At 74.3% G+C, this 10799-nt stretch carries 8 protein-coding genes and 1 pseudogene; 1 reads left to right on the top strand and 8 read right to left on the bottom strand.

The annotated features are described in order from the left end of the window. Window positions 1–92: 92 nt before the first annotated feature. From DTB53_RS30665 to DTB53_RS30680, 4 genes are all read right to left on the bottom strand, one after another. On the bottom strand, window positions 93–560 hold the full coding sequence (locus tag DTB53_RS30665; RefSeq protein ID WP_003969097.1) for an anthrone oxygenase family protein: 468 nt from the start codon (window positions 558–560) through the stop codon (window positions 93–95). 134 nt (window positions 561–694) lie between these two features. Further along, window positions 695–2431, bottom strand: coding sequence for a vWA domain-containing protein (locus DTB53_RS30670; protein ID WP_012380916.1), 1737 nt, complete (start codon window positions 2429–2431; stop codon window positions 695–697). 138 nt (window positions 2432–2569) lie between these two features. Beyond that, complete coding sequence (locus DTB53_RS30675; protein ID WP_012380915.1) at window positions 2570–3484, bottom strand: ABC transporter permease; 915 nt, start codon at window positions 3482–3484, stop codon at window positions 2570–2572. Beyond that, window positions 3481–6135: an alpha/beta fold hydrolase gene (locus DTB53_RS30680; protein ID WP_012380914.1), complete on the bottom strand. Its 2655-nt coding sequence runs from the start codon at window positions 6133–6135 to the stop codon at window positions 3481–3483. The genes DTB53_RS30675 and DTB53_RS30680 overlap by 4 nt, the downstream gene beginning before the upstream one ends. Window positions 6136–6495: 360 nt before the next feature. On the opposite strand from DTB53_RS30680, the pseudogene DTB53_RS38135 reads away from it, so the two are divergent. After that, window positions 6496–7194, top strand: a pseudogene (locus tag DTB53_RS38135) (phosphatase PAP2 family protein); the annotation flags it as partial. Here the strand turns inward: DTB53_RS38135 and DTB53_RS30695 are convergent. From DTB53_RS30695 to DTB53_RS30710, 4 genes are all read right to left on the bottom strand, one after another. Beyond that, entirely contained in the window at window positions 7174–7860 is a 687-nt protein-coding gene (locus DTB53_RS30695) for a response regulator (RefSeq protein WP_075025249.1), read from the bottom strand. The pseudogene DTB53_RS38135 and the gene DTB53_RS30695 overlap by 21 nt on opposite strands. Before the next feature lie 139 nt (window positions 7861–7999). After that, window positions 8000–9418, bottom strand: a complete 1419-nt coding sequence (locus tag DTB53_RS30700) for a sensor histidine kinase (protein ID WP_042497163.1) — start codon at window positions 9416–9418, stop codon at window positions 8000–8002. A 121-nt stretch (window positions 9419–9539) separates the two neighbouring features. Next, a complete protein-coding gene (locus tag DTB53_RS30705) occupies window positions 9540–10172 on the bottom strand; it encodes a DUF4291 domain-containing protein (RefSeq protein WP_012380910.1) in 633 nt (210 codons plus the stop codon). A gap of 110 nt (window positions 10173–10282) precedes the next feature. Further along, a partial coding sequence (locus DTB53_RS30710) for an aldehyde dehydrogenase family protein (protein WP_146777734.1) occupies window positions 10283–10799 on the bottom strand: 517 nt, incomplete at its 5' end.

The following is a 10799-nucleotide window of genomic DNA, read 5'->3' on the forward strand; positions in this document are numbered from 1 at the left end:
TCCGGGACGGGTGGAGGCGGGGGCAGGGGCAGAGGGGGGAGACCGGTAGTTCCCCCGGTTTCCCGCCCTCGTCCGCCCGTGCGCGGCCCGCCCTACAGGGCGACGGCCAGCAGGACGCACGCCACCAGCGCGAATGCGGTGCGCACCTGGTGGAGGGTGTTCCAGCGGGACTCGAAGGCCGCGCGGGCCGCACTGTCGTCGCCGCCCTCGGACGCGGCGAGGGCGTTGTTGAGCGGGATGTTCCCGACCACGGTCACCAGATGGCCGGCGACCACGCAGACCAGCGCGCCCAGAATGGCGGGGCCCGCGGCGTCGCCGTGCTCGCCGAGGCCGGTGAAGAAGGCCGCGGCGGGCAGCGCGACGACGCCGAGGAACAGGATGAGGAAGACCGGTCCGGGGACCTTCTCGTTGAAGCGGCGCATGGCCGCGGTGAACTGCTCGTCCGTCAGGTCGCCGAGGCCGGGCATGATCGCGATCAGGAAGGTCAGCATGAAGCCCGCGTAGAGGCCGTTCACGATCGTGGCGAGCACGAGGAAAAGGTTGGTCATGGCGGACATCATCGCCCCGAACGCCCCTGGACCGAACCGACTTTCGAATGACCCGTGTCCCGCGGTCTCGGCGCTCGCGTGGGGCCTGGTGTCCTTCTGTGCCCCCGCGGCCCAGTCCCGGCCCGCCCCCGGCCCGCCCGCCCGCCTCAGCCGATCTCGCCCTCGTCCGCTCCCGGCGCGTCGTCCGTTCCGGAGCCTCGCTCGATCCGGTCCGCCTGCCCGATGGCCTTGGCCAGCTTCGTGACCGAGCTGTCCTCGGTCGTCTCCGCCAGCCCGGCGGCCCGCGAGGCGAGTTCACCGAGCCCGGGCGCTCCGGGCAGGTCGCCGCCCCGCAGGTGATCGGCGAAGTAGGCCGCCACGGCCGCTACTTGGAGCCGCTCACCCGCGCCGCCCCACAGGGAGCCGTCGATCGCCCCGGTCGTCGCGGTTCCGGTCTCCTCCCGGGCCTTGCGGGTCTTGGGGTCGAGCCAGCGCACGGTGGCCTTCGCCACGGTGCCGGACGCGCCCTCGCGCAGCCGTACGGCGTACAGAGCGGTCACCGTGTGGCCGGGGCCCACCTCGCCGCCGTCGACGCTGTCGTCGCGGAAGTCCTCGTCGGCGACCTTGCGGTTCTCGTAGCCGATCAGCCGGAACTGCTTCACGGTCTTCTGGTCGAACGCCACCTGGGCCTTGGCGTCGCGGGCCCGGATCTCCAGGTGGGCGGGCAACTGGTCGACGAAGACCTTGCGGGCCTGCGCCTCGTCCCCGACGTACGTGGTGTTCCCGTCGCCCTTGTTGGTGAGCCGTTCCATGAACGCGTCGCCGTAGTCGCTGCCGACACCGACGCCGAAGAGGGTGATGCCGTACTCCCGGCGGGTGGAGTCGATCCTCTCCAGGATTCCGTCGGCCTCGGTGTCGCCGGTGTTGGCCAGCGCGTCGGAGAGGAGCACGACCCGGTTGGTGGCGCCCTTGCGGTGGCCCTCGACGGACTCCTCGTAGCCTCGGGTGATGCCCGCCTCGACGTTGGTGGACTGCTCCGGCCGCATCTCGTCCACCGCGTCCTTGATCCGGTTCCGGTTGCCCTGGAGGCGGGTCATCGGGAGCCGGGTCTCGGCCGCGTCGCTGAAGGTGACCAGGGAGACGGAGTCGTCGTCGCGCAGTTCGTCGGTGAGGACGGCCAGCGACTTCCTGACCAGGTCCAGGCGGCCGGTCTCGGCCATGGAACCCGAGATGTCGACGACGAACGTGAGCGCCGCCGGGGGCCGTTCGGCGGTCGACGGGGCGGCCTCGGTGGCCAGGCCGACCCGGAGCAGCGACCAGTCGGAGGCTCCGGTTCCACCGCCCCCGCCCTTCCCCGCGCCGATGCGCGCCCCGTCGACGTTCACCGAGAAGCCGGAGCCCTTCGGCCGTTCGTACCCCTGGCGGAAGCTGTTGACGAACTCCTCGGGGCGTACCTCCTCCGGCGCGGGCAGCCTGCCGTCACCCAGGGTGCGGCGCGCATAGCCGTAGCTGGCGGTGTCCACGTCCAGGGCGAAGGTGGAGAGGTAGTCGGGCGCGGCGACGTCCGGCCGCCCGCTCTCGTCCCCGGGCTCCCCCGTCGGCGCCGCCGACCGGCCTTCCCCGGCCGCCGCGTCCGGCGCGTCCGGCGCGTCCGGCGCGGGCTGTCCGCCGCCGGTCGAGCCCTGGCCGCGGCGCGTGTCCGAGGTCAGGTCGCGCTTGCCGTCCGAGGCGCTGTCACCGCTGCCGCACGCGGTGAGGACCACGGCGCCCGCCAGCAGGAGTGCCACGGCTCCCGCCCGGCGGCCCCCCGCCCGGACGCCTCCCCTGCCGTCCGTCGTGCCCGCAGCCGTGCCCTCCGCCCTGCCTTCCGCCCGCTGCGCGTGTCGTCGGCCTGCCTGGTGCATGTGTAACCCCCCACGTCGTCACGGTGTCCTCGACACCTGTGAATGTGACGTACGGGGTCGCCGACCGGAGTCGACGAAAGCGTTGCGGAACCATCTCGATGCGGCAACAGCGGGCGGTGAACCGGCGGAACATCAGGTTCAGGACACGATGTCCTTACGACTGAACCCGCGGAAGGCCAGCGCGAACAGGATCAGGGCATAGGTCACTGATACGGCCGTGCCCTTGATCATGCCGCCCCACTCCAACTGCGGCTGGAGGGCGTCGGCCCAGGCGAACTGCCAGTGCGCGGGCAGGAAGTCGCGCCAGGAGCCGAGCGCGGTGACCGCGTCCAGCACATTGCCGACGATGGTGAGGCCCACCGCGCCGCCGACCGCGCCGAGCGGGGCGTCCGTCTTCGTGGACAGCCAGAACGCCAGTCCCGCCGTGACCAGTTGGGAGACGAAGATGAACGCCACGACGATCGCGAGGCGGGGCACCGTCTCCCCGGCCGACAGCGCTCCCCCGGTGGGCAGTTTCAGCGGCCCCCATCCGTAGGCCGCCGTGCCCGCCGCCAGGGCGACAACCGGCAGCAGCACCATCGCGGCCAGGCTGAAGCCGAGGGCGACGACGAGCTTGGACCAGAGCAGCCGGACGCGCGGCACGGGCGCGGCGAGCAGATAGCGCAGCGAGGACCAGCTCGCCTCGGAGGCGACGGTGTCCCCGCAGAACAGGGCCACCGGAACCACCAGCAGGAAACCGGCCGAGACGAACAGCGAGGTGGCGGCGAAGTTCGCGGCGGATTCGGTCGCCACGTCCATCAGGTTGATCCGGCCGCCTCCCCGGCCGCCTCCTCCGCCGCCGTCCTCGCCGTCCGGCGTGCCGCCGATCGCGAACGCGATGATGAGGATGAAGGGCAGGGCGGCGAGGATTCCGCCCATCAGGAGGGTGCGCCGTCTGCGCAACTGCCGCATGGCCTCGACACGGAGGGGAAGGGTGCGCCCGGCGCGGTAGCCGGGGGCTTCCGGATGTCCGGGCTCCACCCGGGCCTCGGGGGGCTGGACGGGGGCGCTCATGCTGCTCCTGAGGAGATGAGGGTGAGGAAGGCGTCCTCCAGGCGGCGGTGCGGTCCGACGCCGGTGACCGGGACGTCGAGCCGGACGAGCTCGGCGACCAGCCGGGAGGTGGTGGCCCCGTCGAGGCGGACGAGCAGTCCGCGCCCGTCGTCGGTGCGGACCGCGGAGCCGATGCCGGGCAGGGCGGCGACCTTCTCCGCGAGCGGCTCGGACACCTCATCGGCCGTGGTCACCAGGATCATGTCGCCGGAGCCGGTGATCTCGGCGACCGGACCGGCCTGCACGAGCCGGCCCCGGTCCATGACGACCAGGTGCGTGCAGGACTGCTCGACCTCGGAGAGGAGGTGGCTGGAGACGATCACGGTCCGGCCGCCGGCCGCGTACCGGATCATCACGTCCCGCATCTCGCGGATCTGCGGCGGGTCGAGCCCGTTGGTCGGCTCGTCGAGGATCAGCAGATCCGGCATGCCGAGCATCGCCTGGGCGATGGCGAGCCGCTGCCGCATGCCCTGGGAGTACGTCCGCACGGCACGGGCGAGCGCGTCGCCGAGCCCGGCGATCTCCAGGGCCTCCTCGATGTGCGCGTCCTCGGCGGGGCGGCCGGTGGCCTGCCAGTAGAGGTCGAGGTTGGCGCGCCCGGAGAGGTGGGGCAGGAACCCGGCCCCCTCCACGAACGCCCCGACCCGGGACAGCACCGGCGCACCCGGCCTGATGGCCTGCCCGAAGACGCGGATCTCGCCCTCGTCGGGGGTGATGAGCCCCATGAGCATGCGCAGCGTGGTCGTCTTGCCTGCCCCGTTGGGTCCCAGCAGCCCGAGCACCTGGCCCTTCTCGACGCGGAAGGACAGCTCGCGCACGGCGTAGCGGTCGACCGCCTTGGCGTACTTCTTCGAGAGACCGGTGATCTGGAGCGGTACGTCGGTGAGCGCGGGGTCCGGCGCGGGCGTCGCGGTGCGGCGGCGGGCGGTGAGCAGCAGGCCGGCCGCGACGACGAGGGCGGCGGCCGGGAGCCCCCAGGTCCACCGGGGCAGCGGGGCAGCGGCGGTCGTCACGTCGGGTGCGGTGGGGACGGTCAGCGGTCCGTCGGCGGTGACGGTGTACGTGGCGGGCTCGGCCGGGGACGCGTAGCCGAGGTCGGTCGCGGAGAACACCAGCCGCATCCGGTGTCCGGCGTCGAACTCGTGGTCCACGGCGGGCAGGGCCAGCTCCACCGGCCTGCCCTGCTGGTCCGGGGTGACGCGGTGGGGTGCGACGAGCTGGTGGGGCAGCACCTGCTGCCTGCCGTCCGGCGACACGTCGTAGACCTTGCCGAAGATCACCGCGTCCCGGCCGCCGCTCGCCGTCACGTTCACCCGCACGGTGGGCGTGCCGGTGACGCGTACGGAGGTGTCCAGCGGGGCCGACTCGAAGCGGGCGAACTGTCCCGGGAAGTCGAGCGAGAGCCCGACGCCGAGGGAGGACAGCTGGGCGAGTGAGCCGCCGACGCCGGGCACGGCGGAGATGGCGGGCGGTGCGGATCCGGCCGGGTTGCGGAAGGTCTCCGTCCCGCCGTCGAGCGCGATGTCCCGGCCGTCGCCGCGCAGCCCCGGATAGGTGTCGCCGCTCGCGCCGCGCAGGAGGGCGGCGCCGTCGGTGGAGTCGACGCCTCCGGTGCGGGTGACGCGGAAGGCGGGCCCGGTGTCGGTGCCGGTGTCCTTCTTGAGATAGCGGTCGAACCAGGAGCCGACGCGGCTCTCGACCCGCCCGGTCTCGTTGTCGCCGCCGTCGTGCCCGCCCGAGATCCAGTCGACGGAGACCGGTGCGCCGTTGGCGCTGATCGCCTTCTGCATGGCGTCGGCCTGGCCGAGCGGGAAGAGGGAGTCGGACTGTCCCTGGAGGAGGAGCGAGGGGACCTTGATGCGGTCGGCGACGGCGGACGGGGAGCGTTCGGTGAGGAGGTCGACCGCCTCGGCGTCGGGCTTGCCGCTGATGGCGACCCGCTCGTACATCGCGCAGAGCCGCTTCTCGAACTTCTCGCAGCCGCCGCCGGTGGTGATGAAGATCCCGGCCCAGAGCTTCTTGAAGACCCCGTCGGGGAAGAGGGCGTCGGCGAGGTTCCAGTAGGTGATGACGGGGGCGATGGCGTCGACGCGCTCGTCGTGCCCGGCGGCCAGCAGGGAGACGGCCCCGCCGTAGGAGGCCCCGGTGAGACCGACCCGGGGGTCGCCCTTGCCGTCCAGCTCCACCTCGGGCCGGGTCGCGAGCCAGTCGATGAGCCGGGAGACGTCCTTGACCTCGTGGTCCGGGTCGTTGAGGGAGATCTCCCCGCCGGACTCGCCGAAGCCGCGCGCCGACCAGGTCAGCACGGCGTAGCCGTCGGCGGCCAGCTTCTCGGCCTGGGCCCGGACGTCGTTCTTGCTGCCGCCGAAACCGTGCCCGATGAGCACGGCGGGCCGCTTGCCGGAACCCTCGGCACGGAAGTACGAGGTGTCGATCGGCACCCCGTCCATGCGCAGGATCCGGTCCTCGCGCTGCACGGCGGGCTTGCCGTCGTCGGCGACGGCGGTCCAGGTGCCGCCGCCCACGAGCACGGCGAGCGCGGCGCCGACCGCGGCCCACCGGCCAGGGGTACGGGGCAGCAGGCGCCGCCATCGAGCAGTAGGGGTCTCCATCCCTCGACCCTAAACGGAGGACGCAACTCGGTTGAGTGCCGCCAGGGGGAGGCGGGCGGCCTCCTTGAGAGGTACGCCGCGCCCCCGCCGTACTCCGGACGCGGTACAGAATGTCCTCGGACCCGCTGCCCCGGGAGGCCATGGTGGACATGCGACGCGCTACGACCGGCAAGGAACTCCTGGCCGCCGGCCATCTCCTCGACGCACCGCCCCGGGAGGAGTGGGCCGCCCGCTTCCTCGCCGCGGAGGGTCACCTGATGCTGATCGCCTGCTTTCGGGCGTCAACCCCGACCTTCGTCGGGGGCGGCTCCTGCCGTTCGGCCCCCGCGCCGGGCCGTGGCGCCTCCGTACGTTCGCGGTATGGCAAAGCACACACATCAACACCACTGGCCCGCGCGGCTGTTCGGGTCGGCCGCGCTGCTGGCGTCGGCCGCCGCCGTGATCGGGGCGCTGTCGCCGGGGGGCCTGGGGCAGCCCGGCCCGAGGGAGGTCACCCAGGGGACTTCCGTCTCCCTCTACCGGTCGGTGTCGGGAGCGGCCGGGGACGGTCCGGAGTGGCTGGGGCACCTCCTGGAGCTGTCCTCCGAGGCCACGCTGATCGTTCTCGGCCTGCTGCTGCTCGGGGTCTGCTGGACGGCCGTACGCCGGAGGGACGCGGGCGCGGTGGCGGGGGCCGTGCTCATCGGCGCCGGGACGGTCGTGGCGTACGCCGTCAGCGAGGCGCTGAAGCTGGTCGTCGACGAGGAACGTCCGTGCCGGGCGGTGGACGGCGCCCGGGCGGTCGCCGCGTGCCCCGAGCCGGGCGACTGGTCGTTCCCGAGCAACCACGCCACCCTGGCCGCCGCCCTCGCGGTCGGGCTGGCGGTGCGGCGGCCCCGACTGGCCGCGGTGACGCTGCCGTTGGCCGTGGCGGCGGCGCTGCTGCGGGTCCTGGTGGGGGTCCACTACCCGCACGACGTGATCGCCGGGGCGGTGCTCGGCGGGGCGGTCGTCACCGCGGCGATCGTCGTGCTGCTCCACCCCGCCGGTCTGCTGGCCTCAGCGCTGCTCGGCCGGTGGCGGTGGTGGGGGCAGGATCCCGGCCTCGTGGGCGACGACGGCCGCCGCGGCCCGGTTGTCGACGCCGAGGCGGGCCAGGACGGAGCTGACGTGCGCCTTGACCGTTCCCTCGACCAGGTGCAGCCGCCGGGCGATCTGCCCGTTGGACAGCCCTCCGCCGAGGTGCGACAGCACTTCGCGCTCCCGGGGCGTCAGCCCGGCGACCCGGTCCCGGGCGGCGTCCCGCCGGCCGGCCAGGGCCCCGGCCCCGGTGGACGCGAGGTGCGCCACCACGCGGGCGGCGACCTTCGGTGACAGATAGGCGGCGCCTTCGGCCACGGCCCGCACCCCGGCGACGAGTTCCTCGGGCTCGCCGGACTTGATGAGGAATCCGGCGGCCCCGCAGCCCAGCGCCCGCAGGATGTAGTCGTCCTCGCCGAACGTGGTCAGCATGACGACCCCGGTGGCGGGCAGGGTGCGGCGGATCTCGGCCGCGGCGTCGAGGCCGTTGGTCCCCGGCATCCGTACGTCGAGGACGGCCACGTGCGGGCGGTGCGCTCGGACCAGCTCCACCGCCTCGCGCCCGTCGGCCGCCTCGGCGACGACCTCGATGCCCGGGTCGGTGGCGAGGACGGCGCGGACGCCGGCCCGGATCATGGGCTCGTCGTCGGCGACCAGGACCCGGATCGTCCCGGGCGGAGTCCCGGGCGGAGTCCCGTCCGCCGCCCGGGACGTGTGCGTGGGAGGTCCGTCCGCCGACGGGAGCGGGTCCGCGCCGGTCGGGTCCGCCGTCCGGGTCGCGTCGGGCCGCCGGTTCACCGGGCGCTCACGGTGTCAGCGCGTCGCGGGAGACCAGCCTGCCGTCCCGGAAGCAGAGCCGGTACGCGTCTCCGGACCGGTCGTCGAAGCGGTCGGCCGTCATCGCGTAGAACTCGCACGTCACCCCTCGTTCCTGCGGCCCGGCGTCCGTCGGCCGCCGCACCGACTGCCGGTCCGGCAGCACCTTCCGTAGATCGGCCCGATCCTCCCCCACCCGCAGCCGGGCGTAGTCCCCCGGGTCGAGGACGGACCGGGACGCGGCCACCGTCTCCCACATCCCGACCCCGGCGAGCAGCACCGCGCCCGCTGCCGACGGAACCGCCAGCGCGGTGAGCAGGGTGCGGCGGACCCGCCGCCGCGCCCGCCGGTATCCGGTCGGCCCGGGGCCCGCCCCGACGGCGGCGGGCCGGGGCGCGGGCTGCGCCGGGGCGTGGTGGGGCAGCCGGGCGTCGAGGGTGAACCCGCCGCCCCCGGGGCCGTGGTCGAGGGTGCCGCCGACGAGCCGGACGCGCTCGTCCAGCCCGATGAGGCCCCGGCCCCCGCGCCCGGCGAGTCCGCCTTCCCCGTGCCCGGCGGAACCCCGGCGCCGGGTCGGCGGGTCGCCCGGGGCCCCGGGCGGTGTCGCCGGCGCTCCGTCGCGGACCACCACCCGGGTCTCGGTCGCCGTGTGCGAGAGCTCGACGGTCACCGACCGGCCCGGGGCGTGCTTGGCCGCGTTGGTGAGGCCTTCCTGCACGACCCGGTGCGCGGCGCGTTCGACGGCGGGCGGCAGGTGCGCCTCCGCCTCGCCCGCCACCGTCAGTTCGACGTCGAGCCCGGAGGCCCGCGCGTCCCGGACGAGCCGGGCGATGTCGGAGTCGCGCGGCCCCTGCGGCGGGCCCTCGCTCTCCTCCCGGAGGACGCCGATCACCTCGCCGAGCCGCTCCACCGCCGCACCGGCCCTGCCCCGGATGTCCTGGGCCGCCCGCCGGTGCCGCTCGTCCAGGCCGGGCGCCAGTTTCAGGGCCCCGGCCGACAGGGCGATCAGGCTGAGGTCGTGGCCCAGCACATCGTGCATGTCCCGGGCGATCCGGGCCCGTTCCAGCAGCCTCGCCTGCTCGGCGATCAACTGCTTCTCCCGCTCCAGCTGTTCGGCCTTCTCCCAGCCGGCCCGGACCAGCTCCCGGTACTGACGGGAGAACCGTCCCACGAACCAGGGCACGAGCACGGCGAGGACGATCACCGCCACGAACTGCGTCCCGAGGGCGAGCAGGGACGGCACCACCGCCACCGCCGCCGCCCCGGCCACGAGCGTCCCGGCCAGGACCAGGACGACGGTGCCGCCGCGCCCGGGTCCCCGCCCCGCGACGAACGCGACGATCGCGGTCGGCAGGCCCCACCACCAGCCGACCAGGCTCAGCGCGCCCAGGGCCGCCGCGGCGGGCACCAGCAGGCCTCCCGGGTCCGCCCATCCGGGGCGGGGCCCACGAGCGGTCCTGTTCCCGGGGAAGAAGCTGTTCACGAGGGAGAGGCTACGGAGACCGGGAGCCTTGCGGCACTGCCGAAAGTCACATGCCCGCCGTGCGTGCGGGCGCCGGGGAAGCGGCCCGGACCGGCCGGGGCGCGGCGAGGTCGAGCGGTGTCTCCACGGGCAGCAGGGCGGCAGCCCGCTCCCGCTCCCCCGCCCTGACCGCCGCGTGGACCTCGCGCGCGAGCGGGGTGACGTCGCGGACGGACACGGTCCACTCGTCCGCGTACCGCCGGGCGGCCTCACCGCTCAGCCCCAGCTGGAGGGAGCGGTACGGGAGGGGGTTCAGGTCGAGGTCGCGTTCGGGATCCCACTGGACCCGGGCGGGGGCCGTGCGCAGGCTCCGCTTCCAGGACGCCTGGTCGGGGTGGACCTCGGCCGCGTAGTGGGAGAGTTCGGCGTGCGCGAGGGCCCACTCCAGGCCGCCCCGGTCGATCTCGACGGCGAGGACGACCTCCTGCCCCTCCTTCGTGCCCCAGCCGCAGCGGTACATCATCCACAGGAAGCTGGGCTTGATCCAGGTCATCCGGTCCCGCTTCCAGGCCGCGGGGAACCGCCCGTCGCGGGCGGCGGGCAGCCCGATGGCGGGGCGGTAGGCCTGGTAGACGGTGACCGTGGTGGCGCTCTGCCGGGCGCGGATCTCGTAACGGGGAGGGAGGGCCTGGGTGTTCATGGGTCACAGGATGCGGGGCTGGGCGGTGGCCCGGCATCCGGTTTTCGCGGGGAGGCGGTTCCCGCCCGCACGCCGGTGCGGGCGGGAACCGGTGTGAGCGGCGGGGGCCCTCAGTGGTTGCGCGGGAAGCCGAGGTCGACGCCGGCGGGGGCGTCGGCCGGGTCGGGCCAGCGGGTGGTGACGACCTTGCCGCGGGTGTAGAAGTGCACGCCGTCGTTGCCGTAGATGTGGTGGTCGCCGAAGAGGGAGTCCTTCCAGCCGCCGAAGGAGTGGTAGCCCACGGGGACCGGGATCGGGACGTTGACCCCGACCATGCCGGCCTCGATCTCCAGCTGGAAGCGGCGGGCCGCGCCGCCGTCGCGGGTGAAGATCGCGGTGCCGTTGCCGAACGGCGAGGCGTTCATGAGGGCGACGCCGTCCTCGTAGGTGTCCACGCGGAGCACGCACAGCACCGGGCCGAAGATCTCGTCCCTGTACGCGTCGGAGTCGGTGGAGACCTTGTCCAGGAGGGAGAGGCCGATCCAGTGGCCGTCCTCGAAGCCGTCGACCGTGTGGCCCGTGCCGTCCAGGACGACCTCCGCGCCCTGGGCGGCGGCGCCCGTGACGTAGGAGGCGACCTTGTCGCGG

It is taken from the genome of Streptomyces griseus (genome assembly GCF_900460065.1).
In the GTDB taxonomy this organism is placed as follows: Bacteria; Actinomycetota; Actinomycetes; order Streptomycetales; family Streptomycetaceae; genus Streptomyces; species Streptomyces griseus.

What these genes read in the sequence shown, in the direction of transcription:
- DTB53_RS30665 (WP_003969097.1), bottom strand. Translation starts at nt 560, where the DNA reads ATGATGTCCGCCATGACCAACCTTTTCCTCGTGCTCGCCACGATCGTG.
- DTB53_RS30670 (WP_012380916.1), bottom strand. Translation starts at nt 2,431, where the DNA reads ATGCACCAGGCAGGCCGACGACACGCGCAGCGGGCGGAAGGCAGGGCG.
- DTB53_RS30675 (WP_012380915.1), bottom strand. Translation starts at nt 3,484, where the DNA reads ATGAGCGCCCCCGTCCAGCCCCCCGAGGCCCGGGTGGAGCCCGGACAT.
- DTB53_RS30680 (WP_012380914.1), bottom strand. Translation starts at nt 6,135, where the DNA reads ATGGAGACCCCTACTGCTCGATGGCGGCGCCTGCTGCCCCGTACCCCT.
- DTB53_RS30705 (WP_012380910.1), bottom strand. Translation starts at nt 10,172, where the DNA reads ATGAACACCCAGGCCCTCCCTCCCCGTTACGAGATCCGCGCCCGGCAG.